The sequence below is a fragment of the Acinetobacter sp. TR11 genome (assembly GCF_027105035.1).
GTDB lineage: Bacteria > Pseudomonadota > Gammaproteobacteria > Pseudomonadales > Moraxellaceae > Acinetobacter.
The window spans coordinates 879481-906122 of sequence record NZ_CP114256.1; the positions used below are offsets into that span (position 1 = coordinate 879481).

Genomic DNA, 26642 nt, shown 5'->3' on the forward strand with positions numbered 1-26642 from the left:
TAATGAAAATTTGCGGTGATTTATGCAAACTTCTCCTCAGACAAACGAAAGAATTTATGACCTTGCTGTGATTGGTGGTGGTATCAATGGTGTTGGTATTGCGGCTGATGCTTCAGGACGTGGTTTGTCGGTATTCTTGTGTGAAAAAGACGATTTAGCCAGTCATACTTCGTCTGCAAGCAGTAAGCTTATTCATGGTGGTTTACGTTATTTAGAGCACAAAGAATTCCGTTTAGTGCGTGAAGCATTAGCTGAACGTGAAGTGCTATTGGCTAAAGCTCCACACATTATTCGCCCAATGCGTTTTATTATGCCGCATCGCCCACATCTTCGCCCTGCATGGTTGATTCGCACGGGTTTGTTCTTCTATGACCATTTAGGTAAGCGTGAGAAATTATTGGGTTCAAATAATGTCTATTTTAAAGAAGATAGCCCTTTAAATTCTGCGATAACACGTGGTTTTGAATATTCTGATTGTGCGGTTGATGATGCTCGTTTGGTCGTGCTCAATGCGATGCATGCCCGTGAAAAGGGTGCTGATATTGTAACTCGTACTCGTTGTTTGTCTGCACGAAGAGATGGGCAGTATTGGGTTGTTGATTTAGAAAATGAACATGGTCAATTCCAAATTAAAGCAAAGGTATTGGTCAATGCTGCTGGACCTTGGGTCGCACAATTCATCAAACAAGATTTAGAGCTCAAATCACCTTACGGTATTCGCTTGATTCAAGGTAGTCATATTATTGTGCCGAAGCTGTATGAAGGCGACAAAGCATTTATTATGCAAAATGATGATCGCCGTATTGTGTTCGCAATTCCGTATTTAGATCAATACACCATGATTGGAACTACAGATCGTGAATATCAAGGTGATCCTGCGCAAGTACAAATTACTCAAGCAGAAACAGACTATTTGCTTGAAGTGAGCAATGCACATTTCAAAAAACAACTTACTCAAGCGGATGTTATTTGGACATTTGCTGGGGTACGTCCACTTTGTGATGATGAATCGGATAATCCTTCTGCAATTACGCGTGACTATACTTTAGCTTTATCTCAAGAGAACGATGAACAAGCGCCATTGCTTTCAGTATTTGGTGGAAAGTTAACGACTTATCGAAAATTAGCTGAGTCGGCTATGCAGCAGTTAAAAGCATTCTTCCCTGAAATGAAGGGGAGTTGGACTGCAACAGAAGCTTTACCTGGTGGCGAAAATATGGAGTCTGTTGAACAGTTGATGCGCGAAATTCGTGCACAAGTCACTGATGCATCAGAAGCTTTAGTTAAGCGTTGGGCATCAGCTTATGGCTCACGTATTTGGAATATTCTAGGCGAGAAAAGTTCTGTTGAGCAACTTGGACAGCACTTTGGGCAAGGTTTGTATGCACGTGAAGTGGATTATTTATGTACTGCTGAATGGGTAACTACCAGTCAGGATGTATTGTGGAGACGTTCTAAACTAGGACTTAATTTCACGAAAAAAGAAACTGAAGCTTTGGATGCCTATCTGATTGTAAACACTCATAGCAACGAAGCGGCTTAAAAAATCGTATAGCAGTATCAAAGCCCTGTCTAAAAAGCCCTTTATCTAAATAACCTGAGTTCGGCGAACTCAGGTTATTTACTGATGGAAGTGCAGGGTTGTTTTTTGGAGTGCGAATGTTGTTATTTATTTGATGCATTGATGATTTAAATTATTTATTAATTGATACTTGATTTTAGAGTGTTTTGATAAAAACCGAACATGGGAAAATTACTCATTTGGTTATTTGGGGGCTGAGTGGGGTTGTTGTCGTAGCAGCTAATTGCATGCAATTAGCGCTCCGTTAAATAGACACGAGGCATCCATTTAACGCCTGAGTTAGGTGCTCTTAAGTGCATAGTTCCCATCATTTGTGGAAATATCTCCATAGCTGTTAGCTGGGTAATAAAGGAACGATCCTAAATAGCAAAGCTCGTTTCCGTTCTTAATAACTAGCTCATAAGAATGCCCATCTTTCCACTTTCCAGATGCTTCTAGTACTAAATAAGTATCTTCTTGAGCAATTGAAGTTTCGTCAATTTTCATTCCATAGAAATTGATATATTTCCATATATCAGACTTTGATTCCAATAAAGGTTCAATCAAACCAACAGCATGCTTAAAGCTTTCACAAGCAAGGAAAAATGCAGATTCGATCTTAGACTTAAGATCTTCATTGAAGTTTAACGACTCAATTAGATTTAAGTGTTGATGATTGATTTCCCGGAAGTCATCAATGTGTAATCCTATGTATTCATTTGTTAGGGGAAACCATACTTCTCCTTCCAGAGAATAATCACTCATTTTCAAATTTTTTACGGTTTCCATAGATTCCTCCTTGTCCACCTAACTTAAAATTAACTGGCACGTCCCCACAGCAAACTCAAACCTGAGACGTACCTCAGAACGATAAAAAAAGACACTGTAATTGGTTGGGTACTTGTCGCTGTTGATGCAGAAGTTAGTTTTGTTAGCGGTTATTTGAAATTTTTTTCTCAAGATATTCAATTCCTTTTAGAATTTCATTTCTATTTTTTGATAATTTTAACCATTTCGGCAGCCTACTTTCTAAATTAGCATTAGACCAACCAGTCTGTTGATTTTCTTGCCTCTCTCTTAGTGATGCGCCTATATAAGACTTCAGCCAAGATAGATGTTCAAGATTGTAAGCCCACAACTCCTCGCCACAACAAGCTACATTAAGCCACAAAGGAAAGTGAAAACACCAATCTGTGTTTGCTCCTATCCCTAAAACTCCTTTCTTATAGTTTTCAGCATTATTAGAAAACATCCTTACACCAGCTTGAGTGCAAGACCAGTCTTTAACATATCCACAATTCGAGCAACTAATCCTTGTTATTGTTTCATCTGGCGATGCTGCAACTATCGCCATTTTTTGACATTTTGGACAATGCACAAAGAAATGAGTAGCAAAACTCTCTAAGAAAGTTGAACCATCCTTGAATCTATTATTCATAAAAATCTAACGCCGAGTTATGCTAAACTTTTCATTTCAATGGGAAATGAAGACCGCTTTTCAAGATTTTTTAAATACTCCAATACCGATTCTGGCAACATTAAACCATGCGATTGCGCCCAAGTAAAAACATGATACGCATAAATATCAGCGATAGTAAAACATGAGCATATATACCCAGAGCTAGAGATTTGCGAATACAAAGGCTTTATATTGTTAGTTACGCGCAGAATTGATTCAGCATAAGTGCCTTCTGGCCAAGTATAAAAAGCCTTTAAAGAAGATGCTTGCTGAGCAACCCAAAGATATGACTCAACTTCTGAAAGTAAGTAGTAGATAAAATTACGAAACCTATAGATTTCCTTTGCATCAAAAGGAATAAGATCAGCTCTTGAAGCAAGAGAAACAAGGTACTCCATGATTGCTAGTGATTCTGTGTAAAGCTCGCCGTTGTGTTCAATAGCAGGAACTTTCCCCAATGGATTAAACTTTTTTATTTCCCTTGGTGTAATACGAATAACTTGGTGCTCTAAACCAAGTTCATTCAAAAGCCAAAGAATGCGCTCCGCTCTTGATCGAAATGTATAAGCATATAAAGTTAACAATTAAATCTGTTCTCTATTCGTGGTAAGCATAACGTTGAGTTAGGCGAAGGTCGCCATAGACAACAGGGCAGGGTCAACCACATAGTCGCCGTTGGTAATTCAACGTGGAAAACCGAAGTCTAGTTTTATGCGCGGCGGAATGTTGTTGAATGGCGTGGATGAATTTCTTGCGCCATTGTTGCCAACCACGATGAACGTAAGTGGCGAAGAATGCGTAGGGATGCCCCCTGACGTTCTGTCCCTCAAGTACTTGCCTAAGCATGTCGAGGTGCTCTGCATTCCAAGCCCACAGCGTTCTTCCACCGACGGAGACTTGGTGGTACGGAGCAGGCAGTTGAGCGTAATGTTGATTGACCAGGCGCAGGAAACAATTTGTGCAGCGGATTGAAAATATGGGTTCATCCCAAGATGGAGACGTGTCTCCAACGATTAGAGTGCCCTGATCGTAGAGCGGCTCGGTGGCGACAGCGCATCCGCCACAACTGGGGCAGACAACTTCAATTTTCGTTGGGCGTTGCTCATGGTCGTAACGCACGTGACTACTCCCACCGCCAGTGCGGGATGACTTCCTTGGTTTCCGTTCAGTGGGTAGACGCATAACTACCCGCGTAAGGCGCAAGCACCCTACAACAAAATAAATAAAAACTCAGTAATCACTGAATCCAAAAATAACATAATAAGTGGCTGGGTGCTTGTCGCACTTGACGCAGAAGTTAGAAACGTACAAGGCACAAACACACATTACACCGATAGTAAACCTAAACAACATTTACACCAACAATACTACTAAAAATTTGTCTTTAAAATAAAACCAGTTATAAAAATAACTTTACAAAGCTTCTACTTTTGCCACATTTGAGCATAAACACCCACAGACATCGTAAGTTATATTCTAATTTTCGGCATTACTGTTGTTAAACTTATTTTTTGCTAATAAATAAAGCATAAAACCAAAAGGCAATAACAACCAAAGTACGCCCCAACCTATAAAAATATAGGCCAAACCAACACCGCCTAATCCCAAAACAATTAGACCAAATATCATCTGTATTGCCAGCTCACCAAAGAATTCTTTGAGAGCTTCTTTGCTTTCAGCCTTCATGTAATTATCCATTCACTCTGTAAATTCTAACTACTCTTATGCGGCAGAAGTGACACATAAGATTCCAAATTCTGTTGCATAAGACACCTGATTGATTAAAAATTAGGCAAAAATAATTGATTTATTTGAACTTAAAATTATCATTAAATAATAAAAATAACAAGGATAATAAAATGCCAGTTCAACAGCCCAAATTGCTTGATTTAGTTAGGCAGCGTATCCGTTATAAGCATATGAGTTATAGGACTGAACAGGCATATTGTGGTTGGATAAAACGCTTTGTTATTTTCCATAAGATGCGCCATCCGCGTGACATGGGGCGTATGGAAGTGGAGTCTTATTTATCACATTTGGTGAATGTAGGTAAGGTTGCTCAATCTACTCATCATCAAGCACTTTCAGCTTTACTTTTTTTATATAAAGAAGTGCTGAATATCGAGCTGCCTTGGCTGGATGAGTTAGATAGACCAGCCAAGCCCAAACGATTGCCTGTCGTATTGACACATCAAGAGGTACAGGTGGTTCTTGAACATCTATCAGGCATTCATTTGTTGATGGCTAAATTGCTGTATGGCACAGGAATGCGATTAACTGAATTATTACAGTTACGCATTAAAGATATTGATTTTGAGCTACAAGAAATTGTCATACGTCAAGGTAAAGGTGATAAAGATCGTATCACCATTTTACCTAAATCTATTCAGCAGGAGCTTAAACTGCAAATAGAACAAGCTAAGATTCTGTTTAATGAGGATCGAAAATACAATAAATCTGGTGTGTATCTACCTAATGCTATTGAGAAAAAATATCCAAAAGCAAATGTCAGTTTATCTTGGTTTTGGGTATTTCCTGCATCCAATGAATCTACTGATCCAAGGACAGGAGTTTTTAGACGGCATCATATTTATCATCAAGGCTTGCAACGCGCATTCAAAATTGCTGTGCAGCAAGCAAATATCACAAAATTTGCTACACTGCATACTTTAAGGCATAGCTTTGCCACACAAATTTTGCGAAACGGCTATGACATCCGAACCGTCCAAGAGTTATTGGGGCACGCTGATGTTAAAACCACAATGATCTATACCCATGTACTTAATCGTGGTGGTTTGGGGGTGAAAAGTCCATTAGATTCTTTCTGAGAAAACCTGATGTTCTTTCCTTAGATCATTGTTTTAACGATGAATCAGATATTTACCAACATTATTCTAGCGTGATTGATTTCGCACTATGAATTTTGGTATTTACGACCACCCAAAGCGTTATTGTTTTCTCAACTATTTATAAATGTATTGCACTTCTTTACTAAATCCGTCAAATAAAAAGGTCGCCGAAGCGACCTTTTCAAATCTCTCCTAATCCCTCTTTAATCAAGAGGGAAACTAGAGTGATTAAGCAGATTTAACAGCTGCTAATAATTCATTTTGACGATCTTTCAGCGCTTGCGGTAAGCGGTCACCAAGTTTAGTGAATAACTCAGTGTGGCTTTCAAGCTCTTTGATCCATTGATCTTTATCTTGAGCTGTAACAGTGTTGAATTGCTCTTTAGAGAAATCAATACCAGTCCAGTTCAACTGTTCGTAAGTTGGAACATAACCGATTGGAGTCTCAGTCGCTTCAGCACGACCTTCACAACGATCAATGATCCACTCGAGAACACGCATGTTTTGACCGAAACCAGGCCATACGAAATTGCCTTCAGCATCACGACGGAACCAGTTTACGTTGAAGATTTTTGGTAATTTATTACCAGCAGCTTCTGCTTTAGCGCCAACTTCTTGGCCAAGTTGTAACCAGTGACCGAAGTAATCAGCCATGTTATAACCAGCGAAAGGAAGCATTGCAAATGGGTCACGGCGAACAATACCTTGTTGACCAACAGCAGCAGCAGTTGTTTCTGAACCCATTGTTGCAGCTTTATAAACACCATCAACCCAGTCAAAAGCTTCAGATACTAAAGGTACTGTATCTGCACGACGACCACCGAAGATGAATGCAGAAATTGGTACACCCGCTGGATTTTCCCAGTCAGCATCGATAGAAGGGCATTGACCAGCTGAAACCGTAAAGCGAGCATTTGGATGAGCCGCTTTTTCACCTTCAACGTGAGGCTGACCTTTCCAGTTGGTTAAGTTTGCTGGAACTTCTTTAGAAAGACCTTCCCACCAAATTTCACCGTTATCTGTTACAGCAACGTTTGTATAGATAACATCTTTAGTTAATGTAGCCATACAGTTCGGGTTGGTTTTGGTATTTGTACCAGGTGCAACACCGAAGAAACCCGCTTCTGGATTGATTGCATATAAACGACCATCTTCACCTGGTTTGATCCAAGCAATATCGTCACCTACGGTTTCAATCTTCCAACCTTCGTAACCTGCTGGTGGAATTAACATTGCAAAGTTCGTTTTACCACACGCAGAAGGGAATGCTGCAGCGATGTAGTGTTTCTCACCTTGTGGATTGGTTACGCCTAAAATAAGCATGTGCTCAGCTAACCAACCTTGCTCACGACCCATTGCAGAAGCAATACGTAAAGCTAGGCATTTTTTACCAAGTAAAGCATTACCACCATAACCAGAACCGTAAGACCAGATTTCACGAGTTTCTGGGTAATGAACAATGTATTTTTCATTGTTACATGGCCAAGCGACATCTTTTTGACCATCTTTCAATGGAGCAGCAACGGTATGCACACATGGGATAAACTCACCATCTGTACCTAATACGTCATAAACTGCTTTACCCATACGCGCCATTTTTGTCATGCTGACAGCAACGTAAGGTGAATCTGTTAATTCAATACCGATATGAGCAATATGGCTGCCTAAAGGACCCATTGAGAAAGGAACAACGTACATGGTACGACCTTCCATTGCGCCATCAAATAAGCCGTTTAATTTCGCACGCATTTCAGCAGGCGCAACCCAGTTGTTTGTTGCACCAGCATCTTCTTGATTTTCAGAGCAGATATATGTGCGATCTTCAACACGAGCAACATCAGAAGGGTCAGAATTTGCAAGATAAGAACCAGGATGTTTTTCTTGGTTAAGTTGTTGCATGGTGCCGTTAGCGATCATCAAGTCGATCAGACGTTGATATTCTTCCGCGCTTCCGTCACACCATTCGATTTTTGCTGGTTTGGTTAATTTTGCAATTTCTTCCACCCATGCAATAAGCTTAGGGTGACGAACGAATTCTGGTGCGTTCACTTGGGTCATGGTGATGCCTTTTTAAAGTGTGTACGACGTACAGTTCTATTCATTGGATGACAATGAAAATAGATGAAGTAAAAAAAGTGGCTGTATTAAAGCATAAAATCGTAAAAAAAATAAGACTACCGTGCTTGATAGAGTCTTAATCTAAGAGTGTATATTTATGGGTAAAATATTGTTTTTGCTTAAATTGATTATTTTCTAGTCCTATATGTAATTTTTTTATGTGTATTATTTTTATTTTAAATTATTATTAAAAACAATTAGATAGGTTTGTTTATTTTTTTGAGAATTATTATTGATAAATTGAATAATGCTCATCCAAAATTTACATAAACAAACTTTTAATTGTTGATTTTATAAACAAAAATACTGGTGATTTATCTTTAAGGCTGTTAGGTATGACTCAGAATTTACGGCCCTTGTCCATAATTTACAATCAAAAATCTGGCTTTCATGCAGCACAGCAAGAAGACCAGTATGAAGCTCTTATGGCTTTTTGGAGTCAAAAAGGATTTGAAATTCAGGTATTTGAATTAAATTCGCACATTAATTTTGATGAAATGATGAATAATGTTTTATCTCGACATCAACAGGAACAGGCGCGTGGGGTAGTTGTTGCTGCAGGTGGCGATGGTACATTAAATGCCGTAGCAAAAAAGTTAATGCATACCAATATTCCAATGGGAATAATGCCCTTAGGTACGTTTAATTATGTTGCACGTGCTTTAGATATTCCGATTGATGTGGCTCTAGCAGCAGAAGTAATCGCAGTGGGTCAACCGCGCGAAGTTCATGTTGCAACGATTAATGATCAAATTTATTTGAACAATGCCAGTTTAGGTTTGTATCCTTTATTCATTAAGAAGCGTGAACTTTATAACCAGTATTTAGGGCGCTTTCCTCTACATGCCTATACTTCGGCGTTAGATGTGTTACTGCGCGAACATAAATCATTAAAACTCGCACTCACAGTGGATGGGAAAAAATATCCTGTAGCTACTCCACTAATATTCTTTGGTAATAATCAGTTGCAATTAGAGGATATGAAATTAAGAGTTGCCGAATGTGCTGCAAAAGGCAAGTTAGCTGGAGTTGTTGTTGCTAAAAGTGACCGAATCAGTTTATTAAAAATGCTATGGAGACTTGTTCAAGGGGAAATTGATCAAGCATCGGACGTCTATTCTTTTTGTGCCGAACAAATACAGGTTGACTGTAAAAAGGCCAAACTTACTGTTGCAGTCGATGGGGAATTAGTGGATATGCAACCACCTTTAACGTTCTCAGTAAAAAAATCAGCCTTGAAAGTGATGGTTCCAAATGTTGTTACACCTATCTGATCTACATTTTGGTACTGAGCGTGAAGAATGTATTCAAGCGATACAACTGTTTTGCCAACAAAAATGCCCAGAGGCAATTGTAATCAGTGGTGATTTAACCCAGCGTGCGCGTTTCAAGCAATTTTATGATTGCCGTCAGTTTTTAGATTCTTTGCATATTCCATATCTTGTTGTGCCGGGTAATCATGATATTCCGCTTTATCATGTCTGGAATCGCTTCTTCTCTCCATTTGTACGTTACCAAGCGTTTTTTGGCCGTTTAGAGTCTACTTTAGAAACGGAGCATTTTTATATTGTTGGCATGAATAGTATTCGTCGGAGATACCATACCCGAGGGCATATTTCCCTTGAGCAAATTTATGAAACGGATACCAAGCTAAAAAATGCACCCACAAATAAAATAAAATTGGTCACTTTCCATCAGCCTTTTTATACCTTCCCAAATGAGCATGGAGATAAAGATTGTCCTGTGCTTGCTAAAATTGCATTAGAACGTTGGGGTGAGACAGGGTTGTTTGGTTTATTACATGGGCATCTACACAAAGTTGCAGTTCATGATTTAAATCAAATTTTTCAATTGGGATTTAACCATCCTATTTTAGATATTCATGCTGGAACAGCAACTTCAAATCGTTTGCGTTTTGGGTTTTCAAATAGTTTTAACTTGATTTTAGATGACGGAACAATCGAGCATTACTGGTTTGATGAAAAACAGAAAATTTTTCTTCGATCATGAAATGCTGCTTAATTCAGCAAGATCATGTGATTGTGTTTAAAAAAACATCTTTAAATAGATTTTTTTTTAATTTCCCCCTTGAAGCCATTTTTTTTAACCCCACAAAAGTGGCATATCAAAATTTTATATGTGTTGCCATGAATTGGCGACATACATTAATCAATAAGACTAAGTCTGATGGAGTTAAATATGAGCAACATTCGTCCATTACATGATCGTGTTGTGATTCGTCGCGTAGAAGAAGAAACTAAAACGGCTGGTGGTATTTTACTTCCAGGTTCTGCTGCTGAGAAACCTTCTCAAGGTGAAATCATTGCAGTAGGTAATGGTCAGATCACTGACAATGGCGTTCGTGCTTTAGACGTTAAAGTAGGTGACAAAGTATTGTTCGGTACTTATGCAGGTACAACGGTAAAAGTAAGTGGTGAAGAACTCTTGATCATGAAAGAGTCGGACATCTTAGCTGTGCTTGAAGGCTAACTCGACACATAACTCAAATTTATTTTCAGATTCAGTATTTAAAAAGATTCGGAGTTTAACATGTCAGCTAAAGACGTAAAATTTGGTGATTCAGCTCGCTCAAAAATGATTGCAGGCGTAAACGTACTTGCAGATGCAGTAAAAGTAACTTTAGGTCCTAAAGGCCGTAACGTTGTGATCGACCGTTCTTTCGGTGCGCCACACATCACTAAAGATGGTGTAACAGTTGCGAAAGAAATTTCTTTAAAAGACAAGTTTGAAAACATGGGTGCTCAACTTGTTCGTGAAGTTTCTTCTAAAACCAATGACATCGCAGGTGACGGTACAACAACTGCAACTGTTCTTGCTCAAGCAATTTTAAATGAAGGGATCAAATCTGTAACTGCAGGTATGAACCCAATGGATTTAAAACGTGGTATCGACATCGCAGTAAAAACGGTTGTTGAAAATATCCGTACCAATGCAAAACCTGCTGATGATTTCAAAGCAATTGAACAAGTAGGTTCAATCTCTGCGAACTCTGACACAACTGTTGGTAAACTTATCGCTCAAGCGATGGAAAAAGTAGGTAAAGAAGGTGTTATCACTGTAGAAGAAGGTTCTGGCTTCGAAGACGCTTTAGACGTTGTAGAAGGTATGCAGTTCGACCGTGGTTATATCTCTCCATACTTCGCGAACAAGCAAGATACTTTAACTGCTGAACTTGAAAATCCGTTCATTCTTCTTGTTGATAAAAAAATCAGCAATATCCGTGAATTGATCACAGTATTAGAAGCTGTTGCTAAAACAGGTAAACCACTTTTGATCATCGCTGAAGATGTTGAAGGCGAAGCGCTTGCTACACTTGTTGTGAACAATATGCGCGGTATTATCAAAGTATGTGCAGTGAAAGCCCCTGGTTTTGGTGACCGTCGTAAAGCAATGCTTCAAGACATCGCGATCTTGACTGGCGCGACTGTGATTTCTGAAGAAGTCGGCATGTCTTTAGAGCAAGCTTCTCTTCAAGACCTTGGTACTGCACACAAAATCACTGTATCTAAAGAAAACACAGTGATTGTTGATGGTGCGGGTAATGCAGCACAAATCGCGGAACGTGTTCAACAGATTCGTGCGCAAATCGAAGAATCTACTTCTGAATACGACAAAGAAAAGCTTCAAGAACGCGTTGCTAAATTAGCGGGCGGTGTTGCAGTCATCAAGATTGGTGCAGCAACTGAAGTTGAAATGAAAGAGAAAAAAGACCGTGTGGATGATGCACTTCATGCAACTCGTGCAGCAGTTGAAGAAGGTGTTGTTGCTGGTGGTGGTGTTGCACTGGTACGTGCTGTAAACGTATTGGATGGCTTAAAAGGCGCGAACGAAGATCAAACTGCAGGTATTAACATTTTACGTCGTGCGATTGAAGCGCCACTTCGTCAAATCGTTTCGAATGCAGGTGATGAGCCATCAGTTGTAATCAATGCAGTTAAAGCGGGTGAAGGTAACTTCGGCTATAACGCTGCAACTGGTGAATATGGCGATATGTTGGAAATGGGTATCCTTGACCCTGCTAAAGTAACGCGTTCTGCACTTGAGCACGCAGCTTCTGTTGCTGGTTTGATGTTAACAACTGAATGCATGATTACTGACATTCCAGAAGATAAACCAGCTGGTCCAGATATGGGTGGTATGGGTGGTATGGGCGGAATGATGTAAACTGCTCACTGATATCTTAAATTTTTGTAATTTAATATGATTTAAGATATTGATATTTAACTTACTCATGATGTTACTCACATATGAGTTTGTTACAAAAAAGGTCACAAATGTTATTTGTGACCTTTTTAATTTTATAGGCCTACTACATCTCTTAAAAAAGACGTCATTATATTAGATAAGAATTTAACTATTGGATGAATGAGAATATTCAAAAAATGCGCCTGAGAAAAATCAGGCGCTTTTGACTTAGAGCAACATCTATTTCATTCTAACGTAAGAATTGAGTTTTCCTCATTTAGAATACAGGTAAGGACATAGCTATTAAGCCAGTAGTTTTTACGTCCATCTTTTATTGGTCTTTTCACGCGACCGGTTTTAATTCGATCATATAACTCTTTTTCAGATATATTCATTCTTAATGCAAATTCCGCAGTTGATACACGTCGCTCTGTATTAGTAAGGTCTATAGATATAACCATTAAATCTCTCCTACAATATAATTTTAAGAGGAAATCTCTTGAACTAAAGGCTATCAAATTAATTAAAAAAAAGATGAGATATGTTTAAAAAAATAAAAAAAACTTATTTTTTTATTATATCAGTAAATAATCTTTTGTTCGTTGTTGGTAATAACAACGTCGACTGCTTAGCTCATTTAAAATAAATGAGCTAACGTATACTACTTTTTCTTTTAATCTATGGATTTGTTATAAAAAGGATTTTTGGGGTCAGAAAAAATAATATTTTTCTTATTATTAAAATCTATTCCTTCTTTTGAGAATTTAAATTCTTTAACTTCTGATTCTAAAAAAAGCTCTTTTCTAAAATAATTTTTAATTTGATAAAGCTCTATCATTTTAAGCGTATTCTCAAGATAATTCATTTCAATATTTTGTGATTTAAAAAATGATATAAGCACACTGCCGATAAAAAATTTCTCATGATTCTCTTTCTTCCTATCTTTTATCTTCTGATCTCTTTGCTTATACGAATTATTCAAAGTTTTTTTAATTTCATTGTGTGCTTTTTGCTTAATTTCAGCTGGAATTTTTCTATTGTAATTTTTTAGCATCCTTAGTGCTATTTTTAATCTTTCATCAGTTTGAGAGAAAGGGTCTTCATATCCACTAAAATCAACAATGTCCTTTTCAATATCAGAGCGATCACTCTTTTTGATTGAGCAGATAGTGTCCATTACTTCTTCTAATCTATTTAATTCTAAAACTTTATGATATTTATTTCTCAAATTTTTAATGTCTTCTTCTGTAAATTGATTTGCAGTTTTTGAACGAATCAATTGTAGTATTAACTCATCTGAATGAGTACGTTTTGCTATTTGCCTTAAGTATGTTTCAACACTTAAAATAATTTCATCTACTGTTAATCTAGCTCTAACCATTTTTAAACCATCTGTATTTAAGAAAGTTTTGGTATATCACAGAGTCTTAAAAAAAATCGTCATATGTTGAGTTTTTCAAAAAAAATACTCTTCTTTTAGTTTTAACTGTTAATTTTTGGCTGTTAATGGTGGGACAGATAAAAAATCTTTTTTGCGAATGCAAAAAAGATTTTTTATATCTCGTTTCCGTGTCTTTTAAATTTCGCTTCGCTCTCTTTAAAAGACACTTCTCCTCGTGCTGCGCAGCACTTTTAGTTTTAAGCAATTGATTATTATATAATTTATGCGTTACTCATGTTTTAGATTTACTGTTTCTACATACAAACAAAACACACAACTAAGTTATTGTTTTTATTATGTAAATTGAAATTATGGGAGTGGCATTGCTCATGCGTTTTAATTGAAAAATATTTTTTTTCATTTTTCTTCACGAAACGAATCATGAATTTTTAAAATTTTGTAGGATCCGATATCCCAGTTAAATTAATATCGGAAGTAAAAATGTATTATTTTCATTTAAGTCACAACGTTAAAGGTGAGAGTCAAATAAAATTAAGTGATGGTGATTCAAAATGTCGACTCTCAAAAAGTGCATATCACTATATTACGCGTACTTTATATTTTTCAAAGCATAAAAGTGAGATTGAAGAACTTGAATATTGTGCGTCTTATAATATGCCGATTTGGTCTGAAAATAATCCTGCAAAGTTTTGGTATGCAGCAGATCAATATACAAGTGAGACTAGACGAACCTCTTCACATATTACAATCGCTTTGCCCAAAGAACTGGATAAAAATCGCCGTATAGAGTTGTCTGAAAGATTAATGTATGAATTTTGTGGTCAATATAAAATGCCATCAACAATCGCAATTCATAATCATGTGGCTGCGCTCGATGGGCAGTCAGAACAGCCACATTTACATTTATTATTTTCAGAAAAAAGTATGTTGGATAATATTCAACGTTCTCCAGAGCAGTTCTTTAAGCAATATCGTCAAAAAAATCCTGAAAAAGGAGGTGCATTAAAAATCACGGCTGATGTGCTTGGATTTGGTCGTAATATATTATTTCACTACCGAACACAAACTGAAAAAATAATAAATGAATTTTTAGAAAAATATGCACCCACAAAAATTATAGAAATTCATGGTATTGAAATCGAAGTGAGCAGTGCAGTATCGTGCTTATCTAATGAAGATTATAATAAAAAACATGGAACCCATTTAAAAGATGTCCCACAAATTCCGAGGTCATTACTCTATAGCACTGATCCTGAAGATCAAGACAAGGTAGCAGAATATAGAAAGAACATTCGGGAAATTCGTCAAAATAATCTGTATGAACTTTATAAAAATGAGTATGAGCTAGCGTTGGCTAAAAAACGTGAACAGGAAAATCAGAATAGACCCCAACTTGTTCAATCTAAAAAATTTGATTTTGACTTCTAATATATTCTCATTAATAAACCAAAGATGATGACTGCTCACAAGCAAACTCAATGGAATGTATTATTCCTTCTTCAGCCTTTAATTAAATCAGTTGATCTGTTTATATACTTTCTATGGACGGATCAACTGAATTGGTCTTAGTGCAATTTGACCTATTTCTTAAAATAGTTTTCCATCTGCAATTGTTCAAGCGTATGCCATTGATAACGCTCATGCCCTGCAAAATTTTGTTTGATATATACAATATGTTGAAGAATTCGCTTCTGATACTTTAACAGTTGTTGAATGCGCTGATCATCATAATCAATATCTACCCGTTGTTGCCTCAGTGCTTGATAAAAGCAGCGATAGTCCATATCCATATTTTTTAATATTTCCTTGGATGCCGCAGGGTGGAGTGGTTGGCTTAATCCTGCAACTGAATAAGATTCACGCATGACAAGGTCGGGGCGTATACGGGATTCCTTTGCCACTTTTAATGTTGGTGCAAATCTATTTGATCTAACCTTGATATTTTGAAATGCCTGTTGAATCGAATTAATTAGTGTGCTCGGTTGAACAGTATGTGCTGGTGCTGACTTTTGTAATCTTGGTGCAGCGACTGGAGCAGAAATGGGTGATTTCACTTTAGCCTGATGATCTTGTTGACTGTCGACTTTGATGAATTGTTTGAGTTTCTTATAGTTAATCGTATAGAAATTGGTTTGTAGCCATTTATTCTGTGCCAACTTTTCAATCACTAAAATTCCAGCCCGTTTTAATTTAGCCACAATTCTTTTAATCGTTGAGATGCTATATACACCGAGCGTGGTTTGCCACTGTTCATAACTATGGAACCAATACTTTTTTCCATTAAAGGTTTTTCCTTCGTTATTTTCTAAAAAGTAATGCAGCTTCTGTAAAAAATTGGCGGCAGCCACGCCAAACGCTTTGGCAAGCGTTGGCGAAGCAATCAGAGGATAGTCTCCAGAAATCAGGAGGTTATTATTCTTATTGGTTTTGGACATGATTCGCCCCACGTAGCACACGTTGTGCACGTTCAATCATCTTGTGACGCTGATGTGTACGAAATGCCCAGAGCGACGATAAATTATTATTTTGATTGAGCTTTGCAACTTCAAGAATTTGCTCATCAGTCATTTCATGAATACATTCTCGAATGATTCGATGGGCTTGTTCAAGTTCTTTGAGTAAGGAATTGGCGGTGTCAACAGCAATATAAAGATTGGCGAGTGTTTGACGCTGAGGATTTGAAATTGATTTGCCAAGTTCAACAATCAGTTGCGAGGCTTGTTTTTTAGGTGTGCAAGTGTTTGCACCATGAAGAATTGCGTTCATAGTCGTTTCCTTGTAGATAAGTTTTAACACTTACCGCCAGCACTTTCCTACGGTGATGGTGGCAGCTTAACAGGAGTAGGAAATACCGTTCTACAAGGTACGGCCAGCATAAAGCTGTCCTGTCAAGCCGCCATAACGACAGCTAAACAATAGACAAAAAAATAGTCGCATAAGCGACATTTGTTTGCGCTTGTAGATATTATCAGGTTTCCTACGCCTGAACACAGATTTTGCTGTGTAGAGTTAGCTTAACTGGGTATCGCTTGAGCTGTCAACGCTTTGACTGGATCTTTTTACATATCTTAACATTAAATAATTCATTGATTCTGCTGGAGATATTTTTAAATTTCTGACGGCTGGGAATTTGATTGTGAATCATGTTTATGGTGGAGTATTGAGCATAAACTTTAATGTTTGCTGTGTTTTTAAAAGAAGTGATGCAAATGATGATCAGAATTTTAATCCATCAAATCGAGGCTGATTCGCTAAAAGAATGAGTTAAATAAATCATCGATTGTTCAGGGCTTCAACAACCATTAAGACTTTCTCTAAGCCTTCTCTGGTTTGAATTTGCTGAATGGGGACACCATCAGTTGCGGTATTGAATGCATTCATAAAATAATCAATCCATTCAGAATCACCGCCCGTGAGTGTTGATAAACTTTGATAAAGTCGTATCAGCAATAATCCAGCTTCACTATGTGCAGATGCGGGTTCTAATACAGCTGAGAATTCGATTTGGCTCATCGACGTGAGATCGAGACCCATCACGGCAGCAAGTTGTGTTTGGCTAAGACCGAGTAAATCCGCGGTATTCAATACGGCTTCTGCTAAAAACGTTGCTGTACTAACAGAGTTCATTCAATCGGCCCGCTTAGCTTTGCTGATTATTTATTCTATCTTATTTACAGCATATAACTGAAGAAGAGGGAACTTCAGTTTGCTCGCTTTAAATCAGCCTTTGCAAATTTCAATCTTCTCATTAACAGCTCATTAGGCATTGATTCATATCTATTGGTTGAATGTAAAAGCTGAGCTGCGCCTGATTTAATTCTTTATTTTATTGTTTTATTTTAATAGAGAACAACAGTCCATTTTAGCCTCATCCATCAAAGCAAAATGAGCTAATCGATCGGACGAATTTGACCTTATGGGAAAAATCAAAGACTTAATGCGATTACATTTGGCGAATCTAAATGTATAGATTTTAGTGCTTTGTAAAATTGACTAAAGCGCTGGATAAAATTAATAAGGGCTCGCTGGCCTACATTGCCAGCGGGTTTTAGCAGACCCTTCGTAAACAAAGAAAGAGTACAAAGTTTGACTTTGTATTCTGCTGTACCCACTCGTCCCTCTTTTCTCTATGGTAGGACGGAAGGGGGACGTCTTTGTACGTGCTGGATTCTTTGTTTACCAGTCTGCTAACCCTCTTTCGTTCTGCCACCATTATTTAGCAGTAATCGGTAGGACTTCTTTTCTAAACAAAGGAGCTTCTTATGCTGTATCAAACTTTTTTGATTTGTGCCTCACCCCATGTTCAATCTTGTTGTGCTTTGCAACGAGGGCGATACGGCTAATTTTTATTATTCGTCTGTATTCAAACAATATTTTTACAAGAACAATCCAACGGTGGATGGCTAAGTCACGCCTATAAAAAATAAACCTTTTTATATCTGCTGGTGATTGTGCATTGCATTGAACATGCGGGAAACAACCATGACTGAATTAAGCAAACCCAAAATCATACCCATTGAACACCGTCCACAAAAATCTAAGCTCTTTATAAAATGTGTGGTCTTACCCATCGTGATCTTTCTCATCGTTGCCAAAATCTTCTCTTTTGGTGCTTTCGGTTACATCTTCTTTGGCTTTGACCTGTTCTGGTTTGTGATCCTTTACTACCTTTATGAATATGGAAATACCTACTTTGACGGGATGACTGAACAACTCAAGCGTCAAGGAGAAACTTTTAACTACCAAAACCGTGGTGTCTGGATTAATAGCCAAGATAAAACCATTATTCTGTTTGATCAGCCTGATCAACGCCTCGTGAAATATCCCTTTGATTACATCACCTCCGTTGGACACTACAACTTAGTCGAAGATAACTTTAGAACCACGACCACTGTGATTAGCAATCCAATGATGGGAACGCATGTCAATCAACAGGTCCATCGCACACCGATGAAACGAGAGTTTCAAGTCAATATTGGTACACGAGATCCATTCAAACCGAATTACAGTCTAAAAGTCCTATTTCCATGGCGTAGTCCACAAATGGCCAGTGAAATCCGTCAGCTACTATCAGCGGATCATTATCAATAACCGATGTTAAACGATTAAAAATAAATAAATATTTTACACGAGCACTTCTTGCGGGTAGCCAAAGCCCGTAGGAGATGCGAGGATGATTAAAATGAAATTTAGATTTAAACCACTACTGATCAGCAGTATGACATTGTTGATCATGCAGACTGTGACGGCTCAACCCGTGTCTATATCTAAGCCATTCACCTTAGAGCAGGGCTTAACTTGTCTGGATTGGGCTAAGAACGAACAATCCTTGAGTAACCACTTAGCCTTGATGGGCAACGAAATGAAATGGTCATCTGGAATCACCTCATTACAGCAACAATTTCAACAGCAGTACCGCAAACAAAAGAACAGCGTCATCAATGATCCTGATGATGAAAATTTCTGTGAAGATTGTCCTGAAACAGAAGTTTATTTACCCAACAGCAAAAGCAATCCCATCAAAAAGATTGAAACCTTAGTGCACGTCAGTGTTGCAGGGGCAAAAACTGCAATCTATCGTGCTGATGACATTAATACTACCAAACAAAAGATCGAGGATGGATTAAATATTCAATTTAGTCGCTATAGCGGACAACAATTAAAAAGCTTTAAACAGCAGTGGGATAAAGCTTCAATGCATGATGATCAAAACAGAAGCAAGACCCACAAAGTCTTTCAGCAATATCCACATTTAAAGGTCTTTGATGGAGAAGTCTTCCACAATCAAAAGGTCTATACCCCCAAACAAATTTATATCTATAGCCAGCCCTATAAACGAGATGTATCTGATCCGAATGACATGATTGCTTTTATTAGCCTTTATGACAATCCAGTAAATCCATCACAACACATCTTACAGTGTGGCTTTATAGACAATGTGTTTTAACAACTAAATTAAGAGTCTATTCAAATGAAAAAATTAATATTTGCAGGATTATGTTTAAGTCTTTCAACCTTGGCTAGTGCAGGCGTAAAAGAAAGCTTAGTTGGTAAACGACTAGTCTTAGATTTACCCGATGTAGAATGTGCAGGCTTATCCTTTTCCAAGAATGGAAAAGATGCTGCAATGTATGCAGAAATAGGGCAATGCCAAGATCCATTACCATTAAGAGTAAGATGGTTGGATGACAAGACTTTCATTCTGATTGAGAAAGTACGAAGCAATGAAGTTTCTCCACCACGTACTTATTTATACCGAGTAAAAAGTTACCAGAAAAATGGTGTTGAATTGACGGATATCTCGACAGGCTGGGGAGATCATAAAGATACGACCATCAGTTATTATTTTAAATAAAGAGAAGGATTAGCAGCTTAGAGAATTCGTTAAAAACAATGGATCAACGATAAATTAAAGGTTTAAAACAATGAACTACTACGCAGAGGACCCCTTCTAGGTAATGTGACCTGGGAGGCAATATGAAAAAGCTGAAATTTCGGTACCTACAACCTGAAAATACTCACCCTAATGACGGTATACGAGAACGATACCCTCATCTGAGAAATGTGTATCATAAAAAGTTCAGCACACGTCAAGAACGTAGTTTTTATTTTCTTCATTTGATTGAATATAAGAACTATCCTTTAAAACTTCGTGTTGCACGAGGTACGGGCTTGCCTGATGAAAGGGATGATCTGCCAGCTTATGTCTATACAGTAGCAAAAAGTTGGAAGCATAATTCAAGAAGGCGAAAGCAATATAAAAGTTAGAGGGGATGAAGATGTTCAATTGGTGAAACTATTGCGTGGAAATTTTGGTGTTTGTATAAGCTGATTAAATGGAACGCTATGTTGTACTGAAAACTAAAGTTTTGAGTTCTTACGATATAAACACAAGGGGGGAGCTGTTCACCTCAAGGGGCACTTGTTTTAAAACTTTAGCTGTGTAAAGCAACCACTCAATACATTGGTTATGTGATTTTGCACGAACTTTGTAATTTAGCCGAACATAACCAGAATGGGCTTTTCTATCAACATATGAGTCAGCCAGTACTTTCTATAAAGAATTGCTTCAAAAAACTTCTAAGAGTATGTTTGAGATAAATACAAAATTATGGACAGTAGATTTCAGTTTTAACCAGTGTTGATCAGTCAGGATTGTACGGAGCATAGCCAGAAGTAGATTTAGTTTGACGATTGAATTTTAGTTTCTCGCTATTTTTTACACAGTAAATGTCAACAGACTCTAATTTAGAGTAACTTGAATATAAACTTATGAACTGAATTTACTTACTTTGTGCTTGAAAATAAGAATAGAAAATAATAATGTAAGTCATTGATGATATTGATATATAAAATAAATGGAATTACTTGATAATTACTATAATGAGCTCTGTGACCTCATCTATAATATCACTTTAGAGAAAAATGGCTGGTGATCCTAGACAGTATCGTGGACAACCGATCCCTCTAAATTCTTGAAATATTTCTGTTCAAAGGCTTCTGGACTTAACCAGCCATTTGCAGAATGCCTTCTGATTCGATTGTAGTAAACTTCAATATACTCAAACAAGATAGCATTTGCCTCTTTTCTCGTAGAAAATACACTGCCATGTACTACATGCCCCTTCAGGGTATGGAAGAAGCTTTCGGTCACTGCATTGTCCCAACAGTTTCCTCGTCTAGACATGCTTTGAATACAGTTATTCGTCAATAATAGCGCCCTAAAATCACGACTACAGTACTGACTACCTTGATCCGAATGCACCATGACACCCGTTGGATAACCCTGACGAGCCATTGCATAATTAAACGCATCACACACCAATTGGCGGTCTATTCGATGGCTGGTTTGCCAACCCACAATACGACGGCTGAATAGATCTAGCATCACACATAAATACAGCCAGCCTTCTTTAGTTCGGATATAGGTAATATCCGTTGTCCAAACTTTATTAGGCTGAGTAACTGTAAATTGACGATCCAACAAGTTAGGCGCTGTAGGCAAACGATGGTTTGAATCAGTCGTATGCTTGTATTTACGTGCAATCCTGCTACGTAAACCAAGCTTTTTAAGCATTCTTCCAACGGTTCGTTCGCTCATGCTGTAACTTAAATCATGCATGTCATGTACTAATGAAGGTGCACCCAATCGTGCATGATGCTGCCAATATACGGCTTTTAAATCATTATATTTCTGCGCTAGATTGGCCTGGCGTTTTCGCCAGGCATAATAGCCTGAAGTGCTGACACCCAGGCATTTACAGGCAGAAGATACAGTGACTTCATTCACATCCATATCTTGAATTACCGTGTACTTTTCTTGGCATGATCTGTCAGAAAGTACACATGCGCTTTTTTTAAGATGTCATTGGCTTCCTTGAGCTGTTTGACTTCTTTTTCTAATTCCAAGATCCGCTGTTGTTCAGGAGAAAGTTGACGTTTGCTTGAACCTACTGGATTGGCTTCACGAATCCATTTATCTAAGGTTGAATAACCCACACCTAATTTATGGGCGATTGCAGCTATAGGCTCGTGGGAGTTTGAAAGTGCATGATCAATTGCTTGCTGTTTAAATTCCGGACTAAAACGTTTAGCCATTTCTTGGATCTCCAAAGATTGAAGTTACGTTATCTTTAGAGGGACATGCTGTCCATTATTTTGGCTAGGATCACTTTTTTCCAATGACATTTTCAGCGATGAAGATACCTTCCTTTTTTACTGCAATACCGTCAAAAAGCCAAATATCAGAATTTCCAGCCCCATAAGCCCATTTCATTGAGAAGGGGATTTCATCCTCTCTAAGTATGAGCTCAATTACTTCAAGGCGATGACTTATATCTTCTAATTCATAAAAATCAAGATCGCCCTTAAATTTATTATTCATGTTTTTAAATCTCATTAGACTTGTGTTTCAAAACTATAAATATAGCTATAAGTGATACATGTAGGTGTGTCAGTTGTTTATGAAACAAAGCCCCAACTATCTACATGATCAGCCCACCATTGCATCATAGTTTTACGATCATTTAACCATTGAGCATGATTGTATGTCGCCCGTGTTTTATTATCCGAAACGTGGGCAAGCTGTATTTCAACCCAATCCTTATTAAAACCATTCTCATTTGCAATTGTTGAAGCTGTTGCTCTTAGGGCATGCATGCTGAATTCTAATTTCATATTATGAAGGGCAGTATTTAATGTAGTTTTACCCATCATTTCACCATCTTCACCTGCAAAAATATATTCGCTATTGGGGTAAAGAGCAAATTGCTCTTTAATGATTTGTATGGCTTGATTTGATAAAGGGACAACATGCATTCTGTTCTTTTTCATATTACGCTTTCCAGCCAAAATATCAGCCTGTGATACTGCTGGAATAGTCCACGTCCTATCTTCAAAATTAATATATTCCTTTTTGCCTCGACGTATTTCAATGCTTCTAAGCCATGTATATGTTGCCACTTTGATAGCATTCCTTGTACTAGTAGAGCCACCGTATGTATTGAGCTTAGACATAAGTTCTCTTTTTTCAGATTCGGTCAAGGGTCTGGCATGAGTTACTTCTGGCTGCTTTATGTAGCCTCTAAGGACGTAGGTAGGGTCAATAGAAATACGTTTTGTGATAATCGCATATTCCATGACTTCACCTATTATTTGCCTAACAAAAATTCCCTTAACTTCCCCTGTACCTCTTCCTGATTTTTTGATTCTTGCCATAGTACTATCAAGAACATTTTTAATATCAATCGAGTCGATCTCATGAATAGGTTTATTACCGATAAGAGGATAAACATCTTTCTCAAAATAACTGCTGCGGCGTTGTTCCCATTCCTTTGATTGTTGAGTTTTTCGAGAATTCATAAATTCGTTGGCGACTAAAAGGAATGTACCATTATTTGCTTTGATTGCTTCAAGGCGTTCTTTTTTCTGGTGGCTTATTGGGTCTACTCCTTTAGCGAGTTGTTCTCGATATTCCATTGTTTTCAAGCGAGCGTATGTTAAAGTAATTTCGGGATATTGACCGATTGTGAGCATTTTTGCTTTAGTAAGAAATCGGTAGCGATAACGCCAGAATTTGCTACCAGATGGGCGGATTTCTATACAGAGTCCTGAATGATCAGCCACGCGGTATAATTCTTCACGTGGCTTTAAGCTTTTGATTTTAAGATCGTTTAGCATGTGATGTGAGTAACGGTATTTTAGAAAGTGCTTACTCACAATCTTACTCACAAAAATTGGTAATTGCATGTATCACATTGTTATGGAAAGTTAGAATAAAAATATATTTAAATCAATTGGATAGATTGTAATGTAATTTGTATTTAGTGAAGGTTAGATTATTAATTGGCATGATGTAATTACATCTTCTTCCTAGATTAAAAAAATCCCTGCTAATGCAGGGATTTTTTTTATTTATAATGACTTATCGAAATAAAATAATCATCCATGTAAAAAATATAATCGCAAGAGAAACAAATTGCGCAGCACTGCCCATGTCTTTTGCATTTTTAGAAAGTTGGTGTTTTTCTAAAGAAATACGATCAACTACAGCTTCAATTGCTGAATTAAATAGTTCAACAATAATTGCAAGCAAACAAACAGCCACCATGAGTGCTTGTTCTAGGGCTGATACATGAACAAAAAAACTGATTGGGATCAAAATCAAATTAAGTAAAAGGACTTGTCTAAATGCAGCTTCATGACTAAACGCTGCTTTAAACCCTGCAAGGGAATAGCCTGTTGCATTAAAAATACGTTTGATACCACTTTTGCCTTTGTAGGGAGAGTAAGGCGTCATAATAAAACTGCTTATGAAGAAAACACTACTATTATAAAATTAAAAATAAGACAGAGGATTGGCAATAAGTCGCATGATTGCATTAAAAATGTAGTGTTTATGGCCATTTTAACTGCAACATTCAGATTTGATTTGTCAATTTCCTTTGCGCTAAGGATAATAAGCACATACAAATCGATGGAAAGTATTGCATGAAAATTATCGCAGATGAAAATTTGGCATTTACCGATTATTTCTTTGCGGAATTTGCAGAAATACAGCATAAAGCAGGGCGTACACTCACGCATGTAGATGTACAGGATGCAGATGCACTTTTGGTTCGGTCTGTGACCAAAGTGAATCATGCCTTAATTGATCAGACCAAGATTCAATTTGTGGGTAGTGCGACAATTGGTACAGATCATCTAGATATTCAAGCTTTGGAACAGCAGCATATTGCATGGAGTAATGCTGCGGGCTGCAATGCGCAAGCCGTTGCTGAATATGTGATTACTGCTTTATTGCATTTGAATATCGACTTATTAGAACAAGAGAAAGCTTTTACATTAGCAATTGTTGGCTTAGGCAATGTAGGGAGTCGACTCGCAGTGATGGCTCAATTGTTGGGTTGGAATGTGATTGGATATGACCCTTATGTGCAATTAAGTCATATTGAAAATGTTTCATTTCATGAGTTGTTAAAACGGGCAGATGCGATTTCAATTCATGTGCCTTTAACCTTAGCTGGTGATTATCCAACGCAACACTTGTTTAATGATGCTACGTTTGCTGCAATGAAAGCATCCGCAATTTTGATTAATAGTGCGCGTGGACCCGTGATTCAACAATCTGCATTGATGAGCGATATTAAAAAAAATAATCGTAAAGTTGTCTTGGATGTCTTCGAGTTTGAACCAGAGATTCCAGCGCAATTGCTGGATTTATTGGCTTTAGCAACACCACATATTGCAGGGTATAGCCTTGAAGGCAAAGCGAGAGGAACGCAGATGATTTATGAGGCATTTTGCGATAAATTTTCTTATGAAGCCTCAAAGCGTTTTGAGAGTCAATTGCCTCAAGTAGAACAATATTTCGGGCAGCAGGATTTAAAAGCTGCGCTTAAACAACATCTCACTCAGATTTACGATATTGCTGAAGATGATAAACAATTAAGAGCTTGTGTTCAAAATGCTAAAGTTGAACAAAAAGCATTTGATTTACTTCGTAAAAATTATCCTTTACGCCGTGAATGGGCGGCACACGGTGGACCAAAAGCATGAGCCAAGATATGAAATCCTATCAACCGACTTGTTCTATTGAGGCATTAAAAGCACGTGCAGAGATGTATCAAAAGATTCGTCAGTTTTTTGCGGAGCGTAAGGTATTAGAGGTTGAAACGCCTGTTTTGTCTCAAGCAGCTGTAACCGATGTTCATTTGGCATCTGTACAAGTACAACGTCATATTCATGGCAAATTAAATACCCAATACTTACAGACTTCACCTGAATTTCCAATGAAACGTTTATTGGCCAGTGGTAGCGGAGCAATTTATCAAATCTGTAAAGTATTCCGTGATGATGAGCATGGGCGTAAGCATAATAGCGAATTTACCATGCTGGAATGGTATCGACCAGGTTTAGATTTAAAAGGTTTAATGCATGAAACAGCGGATTTACTAGAAGTGTGTTTGGCACATCGTTTTGGTGAAGTTCGTCCGTATATTTTGAGTTATAAGCATGCTTTTCAAGATCGTTTAGATATTAATCCTTTACAAGCGACTTTAAAACAACTTAAAGAAACTGCGAATCGTGTAGGACTCAATCTTGATTTAGGAAATGATCGCTTGGGTTATATGGATTTATTGTTTTCGCATTTCGTTGAACCAAGTTTAGGCTTTGATGCACCTGTATTTTTAACTGATTTCCCGCCTGAAATGGCATCTTTGGCTAAGGTGAAAACAGATGAGGATGGTGAATTAGTCGCAGCACGCTTCGAGGTATACATTGAGGGTTTAGAGCTGGCCAATGCCTATGATGAGCTTTTAGATGCCAAAGTTTTAGCTGAACGTTTTGATGCCGATAATATCGAGCGTGCTCAACAAGGATTACCCATTATTCCAACGGATCAACATTTGTTAGCAGCGTTACCAGACATGCCAGCGTGTTCAGGAATTGCACTTGGAATTGATCGTTTACTGATGGTTGCGATGAATAAGATGAAAATTGATCAAGTGATTAGCTTCCCAGCGGAGATCGCTTAAAAACTTTGAT

Annotated in this window: 27 protein-coding genes; 13 read left to right on the forward strand and 14 right to left on the reverse strand. The window is 37.7% G+C overall.

Annotated elements, in window-relative coordinates:
- Window positions 1-22 precede the first annotated feature (22 nt).
- A complete protein-coding gene (gene glpD, locus O1450_RS04275; protein WP_269229817.1) occupies window positions 23-1543 on the forward strand; it encodes a glycerol-3-phosphate dehydrogenase in 1521 nt (506 codons plus the stop codon).
- A gap of 318 nt (window positions 1544-1861) precedes the next feature.
- Here glpD and O1450_RS04280 read toward each other — a convergent pair whose 3' ends face one another.
- From O1450_RS04280 to O1450_RS04295, 4 genes are all read right to left on the reverse strand, one after another.
- The gene (locus tag O1450_RS04280; protein WP_269229818.1) at window positions 1862-2350 is read right to left on the reverse strand and encodes a DUF6985 domain-containing protein; all 489 of its coding nucleotides are present in this window, start codon (window positions 2348-2350) and stop codon (window positions 1862-1864) included.
- 142 nt (window positions 2351-2492) lie between these two features.
- A complete protein-coding gene (locus O1450_RS04285) occupies window positions 2493-2999 on the reverse strand; it encodes a hypothetical protein (protein ID WP_269229819.1) in 507 nt (168 codons plus the stop codon).
- A gap of 17 nt (window positions 3000-3016) precedes the next feature.
- Entirely contained in the window at window positions 3017-3604 is a 588-nt protein-coding gene (locus O1450_RS04290) for a glutathione S-transferase family protein (RefSeq protein ID WP_269229820.1), read from the reverse strand.
- A gap of 892 nt (window positions 3605-4496) precedes the next feature.
- On the reverse strand, window positions 4497-4706 hold the full coding sequence (locus O1450_RS04295; protein ID WP_269229821.1) for a hypothetical protein: 210 nt from the start codon (window positions 4704-4706) through the stop codon (window positions 4497-4499).
- 173 nt (window positions 4707-4879) lie between these two features.
- Here O1450_RS04295 and O1450_RS04300 point away from each other — a divergent pair, with 173 nt between their 5' ends.
- Window positions 4880-5848: an integron integrase gene (locus O1450_RS04300; protein ID WP_151826256.1), complete on the forward strand. Its 969-nt coding sequence runs from the start codon at window positions 4880-4882 to the stop codon at window positions 5846-5848.
- A 249-nt stretch (window positions 5849-6097) separates the two neighbouring features.
- On the opposite strand, the gene O1450_RS04305 is transcribed toward O1450_RS04300, so the two are convergent.
- Window positions 6098-7927, reverse strand: coding sequence for a phosphoenolpyruvate carboxykinase (GTP) (locus O1450_RS04305; RefSeq protein WP_004663356.1), 1830 nt, complete (start codon window positions 7925-7927; stop codon window positions 6098-6100).
- A gap of 395 nt (window positions 7928-8322) precedes the next feature.
- Between O1450_RS04305 and O1450_RS04310 the strand changes: the two genes are divergently transcribed.
- The 4 genes from O1450_RS04310 to groL all read left to right on the forward strand — a co-directional run bounded on the left by O1450_RS04310 (window position 8323) and on the right by groL (window position 12172).
- Window positions 8323-9261, forward strand: coding sequence for a diacylglycerol/lipid kinase family protein (locus O1450_RS04310; protein WP_269229822.1), 939 nt, complete (start codon window positions 8323-8325; stop codon window positions 9259-9261).
- Window positions 9242-9997: a metallophosphoesterase family protein gene (locus tag O1450_RS04315; protein ID WP_269229823.1), complete on the forward strand. Its 756-nt coding sequence runs from the start codon at window positions 9242-9244 to the stop codon at window positions 9995-9997. Before O1450_RS04310 ends, O1450_RS04315 begins: the two co-directional genes overlap by 20 nt.
- Before the next feature lie 189 nt (window positions 9998-10186).
- Window positions 10187-10477, forward strand: coding sequence for a co-chaperone GroES (locus O1450_RS04320; protein ID WP_005144860.1), 291 nt, complete (start codon window positions 10187-10189; stop codon window positions 10475-10477).
- A 60-nt stretch (window positions 10478-10537) separates the two neighbouring features.
- Entirely contained in the window at window positions 10538-12172 is a 1635-nt protein-coding gene (gene groL / locus O1450_RS04325) for a chaperonin GroEL (protein ID WP_004663351.1), read from the forward strand.
- Window positions 12173-12438: 266 nt separating this feature from the next.
- On the opposite strand, the gene O1450_RS04330 is transcribed toward groL, so the two are convergent.
- Window positions 12439-12654: a hypothetical protein gene (locus O1450_RS04330; RefSeq protein ID WP_269229824.1), complete on the reverse strand. Its 216-nt coding sequence runs from the start codon at window positions 12652-12654 to the stop codon at window positions 12439-12441.
- A 212-nt stretch (window positions 12655-12866) separates the two neighbouring features.
- Entirely contained in the window at window positions 12867-13574 is a 708-nt protein-coding gene (locus tag O1450_RS04335) for a hypothetical protein (protein ID WP_269229825.1), read from the reverse strand.
- Window positions 13575-14075: 501 nt separating this feature from the next.
- Here O1450_RS04335 and O1450_RS04340 point away from each other — a divergent pair.
- The gene (locus tag O1450_RS04340) at window positions 14076-15023 is read left to right on the forward strand and encodes a MobA/MobL family protein (RefSeq protein ID WP_269229826.1); all 948 of its coding nucleotides are present in this window, start codon (window positions 14076-14078) and stop codon (window positions 15021-15023) included.
- Between the two features lie 152 nt (window positions 15024-15175).
- Here the strand turns inward: O1450_RS04340 and O1450_RS04345 are convergent, their stop codons facing one another.
- The 3 genes from O1450_RS04345 to O1450_RS04355 all read right to left on the reverse strand — a co-directional run bounded on the left by O1450_RS04345 (window position 15176) and on the right by O1450_RS04355 (window position 17222).
- Window positions 15176-16030, reverse strand: a complete 855-nt coding sequence (locus tag O1450_RS04345) for a hypothetical protein (RefSeq protein WP_269229827.1) — start codon at window positions 16028-16030, stop codon at window positions 15176-15178.
- Window positions 16014-16361 (reverse strand): hypothetical protein, encoded by a 348-nt coding sequence (locus O1450_RS04350; protein ID WP_269229828.1) that lies wholly within the window; start codon window positions 16359-16361, stop codon window positions 16014-16016. The genes O1450_RS04345 and O1450_RS04350 overlap by 17 nt, the downstream gene beginning before the upstream one ends.
- A gap of 507 nt (window positions 16362-16868) precedes the next feature.
- Window positions 16869-17222, reverse strand: coding sequence for an antitoxin Xre-like helix-turn-helix domain-containing protein (locus O1450_RS04355; protein ID WP_269229829.1), 354 nt, complete (start codon window positions 17220-17222; stop codon window positions 16869-16871).
- An 855-nt stretch (window positions 17223-18077) separates the two neighbouring features.
- Here O1450_RS04355 and O1450_RS04360 point away from each other — a divergent pair.
- The 4 genes from O1450_RS04360 to O1450_RS04375 all read left to right on the forward strand — a co-directional run bounded on the left by O1450_RS04360 (window position 18078) and on the right by O1450_RS04375 (window position 20363).
- On the forward strand, window positions 18078-18686 hold the full coding sequence (locus O1450_RS04360; RefSeq protein ID WP_002159601.1) for a hypothetical protein: 609 nt from the start codon (window positions 18078-18080) through the stop codon (window positions 18684-18686).
- Window positions 18687-18777: 91 nt separating this feature from the next.
- On the forward strand, window positions 18778-19542 hold the full coding sequence (locus tag O1450_RS04365; protein ID WP_269230413.1) for a hypothetical protein: 765 nt from the start codon (window positions 18778-18780) through the stop codon (window positions 19540-19542).
- Between the two features lie 24 nt (window positions 19543-19566).
- Complete coding sequence (locus tag O1450_RS04370) at window positions 19567-19950, forward strand: hypothetical protein (RefSeq protein ID WP_269229830.1); 384 nt, start codon at window positions 19567-19569, stop codon at window positions 19948-19950.
- A gap of 122 nt (window positions 19951-20072) precedes the next feature.
- Complete coding sequence (locus tag O1450_RS04375) at window positions 20073-20363, forward strand: hypothetical protein (RefSeq protein ID WP_269229831.1); 291 nt, start codon at window positions 20073-20075, stop codon at window positions 20361-20363.
- Window positions 20364-21033: 670 nt separating this feature from the next.
- On the opposite strand, the gene O1450_RS04380 is transcribed toward O1450_RS04375, so the two are convergent.
- The 4 genes from O1450_RS04380 to O1450_RS04395 form a co-directional block, all read right to left on the reverse strand.
- A protein-coding gene (locus O1450_RS04380; RefSeq protein WP_269228538.1) for an IS3 family transposase occupies window positions 21034-22193 on the reverse strand; the annotation gives its coding sequence in 2 pieces (ribosomal slippage) (window positions 21034-21959 and window positions 21959-22193; 1161 coding nt in all).
- A gap of 70 nt (window positions 22194-22263) precedes the next feature.
- A complete protein-coding gene (locus O1450_RS04385; protein ID WP_269229832.1) occupies window positions 22264-22479 on the reverse strand; it encodes a hypothetical protein in 216 nt (71 codons plus the stop codon).
- Window positions 22480-22556: 77 nt separating this feature from the next.
- Complete coding sequence (locus tag O1450_RS04390) at window positions 22557-23774, reverse strand: tyrosine-type recombinase/integrase (RefSeq protein WP_269230414.1); 1218 nt, start codon at window positions 23772-23774, stop codon at window positions 22557-22559.
- Window positions 23775-24018: 244 nt separating this feature from the next.
- Window positions 24019-24393 carry a diacylglycerol kinase gene (locus O1450_RS04395; protein WP_269229833.1) on the reverse strand — a complete coding sequence of 125 codons (375 nt, stop codon included), beginning with the start codon at window positions 24391-24393 and terminating at the stop codon, window positions 24019-24021.
- Between the two features lie 191 nt (window positions 24394-24584).
- Between O1450_RS04395 and O1450_RS04400 the strand changes: the two genes are divergently transcribed.
- Window positions 24585-25652 (forward strand): 4-phosphoerythronate dehydrogenase, encoded by a 1068-nt coding sequence (locus O1450_RS04400; protein WP_269229834.1) that lies wholly within the window; start codon window positions 24585-24587, stop codon window positions 25650-25652.
- A complete protein-coding gene (gene epmA / locus O1450_RS04405) occupies window positions 25649-26632 on the forward strand; it encodes an EF-P lysine aminoacylase EpmA (RefSeq protein ID WP_269229835.1) in 984 nt (327 codons plus the stop codon). Before O1450_RS04400 ends, epmA begins: the two co-directional genes overlap by 4 nt.
- Window positions 26633-26642 lie beyond the last annotated feature (10 nt).

Bases quoted from the DNA above. Each gene is read 5' to 3' on its own strand.
- O1450_RS04305 (WP_004663356.1), bottom strand. From the start codon at position 7,927: ATGACCCAAGTGAACGCACCAGAATTCGTTCGTCACCCTAAGCTTATT.
- O1450_RS04375 (WP_269229831.1), top strand. From the start codon at position 20,073: ATGAAAAAGCTGAAATTTCGGTACCTACAACCTGAAAATACTCACCCT.
- O1450_RS04350 (WP_269229828.1), bottom strand. From the start codon at position 16,361: ATGAACGCAATTCTTCATGGTGCAAACACTTGCACACCTAAAAAACAA.
- O1450_RS04320 (WP_005144860.1), top strand. From the start codon at position 10,187: ATGAGCAACATTCGTCCATTACATGATCGTGTTGTGATTCGTCGCGTA.
- O1450_RS04400 (WP_269229834.1), top strand. From the start codon at position 24,585: ATGAAAATTATCGCAGATGAAAATTTGGCATTTACCGATTATTTCTTT.
- O1450_RS04300 (WP_151826256.1), top strand. From the start codon at position 4,880: ATGCCAGTTCAACAGCCCAAATTGCTTGATTTAGTTAGGCAGCGTATC.
- O1450_RS04365 (WP_269230413.1), top strand. From the start codon at position 18,778: ATGAAATTTAGATTTAAACCACTACTGATCAGCAGTATGACATTGTTG.
- O1450_RS04370 (WP_269229830.1), top strand. From the start codon at position 19,567: ATGAAAAAATTAATATTTGCAGGATTATGTTTAAGTCTTTCAACCTTG.
- O1450_RS04355 (WP_269229829.1), bottom strand. From the start codon at position 17,222: ATGAACTCTGTTAGTACAGCAACGTTTTTAGCAGAAGCCGTATTGAAT.
- O1450_RS04390 (WP_269230414.1), bottom strand. From the start codon at position 23,774: ATGCTAAACGATCTTAAAATCAAAAGCTTAAAGCCACGTGAAGAATTA.
- O1450_RS04395 (WP_269229833.1), bottom strand. From the start codon at position 24,393: ATGACGCCTTACTCTCCCTACAAAGGCAAAAGTGGTATCAAACGTATT.
- O1450_RS04315 (WP_269229823.1), top strand. From the start codon at position 9,242: ATGTTGTTACACCTATCTGATCTACATTTTGGTACTGAGCGTGAAGAA.
- O1450_RS04340 (WP_269229826.1), top strand. From the start codon at position 14,076: ATGTATTATTTTCATTTAAGTCACAACGTTAAAGGTGAGAGTCAAATA.
- O1450_RS04280 (WP_269229818.1), bottom strand. From the start codon at position 2,350: ATGGAAACCGTAAAAAATTTGAAAATGAGTGATTATTCTCTGGAAGGA.
- O1450_RS04295 (WP_269229821.1), bottom strand. From the start codon at position 4,706: ATGAAGGCTGAAAGCAAAGAAGCTCTCAAAGAATTCTTTGGTGAGCTG.
- epmA (WP_269229835.1), top strand. From the start codon at position 25,649: ATGAGCCAAGATATGAAATCCTATCAACCGACTTGTTCTATTGAGGCA.
- O1450_RS04385 (WP_269229832.1), bottom strand. From the start codon at position 22,479: ATGAATAATAAATTTAAGGGCGATCTTGATTTTTATGAATTAGAAGAT.
- O1450_RS04285 (WP_269229819.1), bottom strand. From the start codon at position 2,999: ATGAATAATAGATTCAAGGATGGTTCAACTTTCTTAGAGAGTTTTGCT.
- O1450_RS04360 (WP_002159601.1), top strand. From the start codon at position 18,078: ATGACTGAATTAAGCAAACCCAAAATCATACCCATTGAACACCGTCCA.
- O1450_RS04335 (WP_269229825.1), bottom strand. From the start codon at position 13,574: ATGGTTAGAGCTAGATTAACAGTAGATGAAATTATTTTAAGTGTTGAA.
- O1450_RS04330 (WP_269229824.1), bottom strand. From the start codon at position 12,654: ATGGTTATATCTATAGACCTTACTAATACAGAGCGACGTGTATCAACT.
- groL (WP_004663351.1), top strand. From the start codon at position 10,538: ATGTCAGCTAAAGACGTAAAATTTGGTGATTCAGCTCGCTCAAAAATG.
- glpD (WP_269229817.1), top strand. From the start codon at position 23: ATGCAAACTTCTCCTCAGACAAACGAAAGAATTTATGACCTTGCTGTG.
- O1450_RS04310 (WP_269229822.1), top strand. From the start codon at position 8,323: ATGACTCAGAATTTACGGCCCTTGTCCATAATTTACAATCAAAAATCT.
- O1450_RS04345 (WP_269229827.1), bottom strand. From the start codon at position 16,030: ATGTCCAAAACCAATAAGAATAATAACCTCCTGATTTCTGGAGACTAT.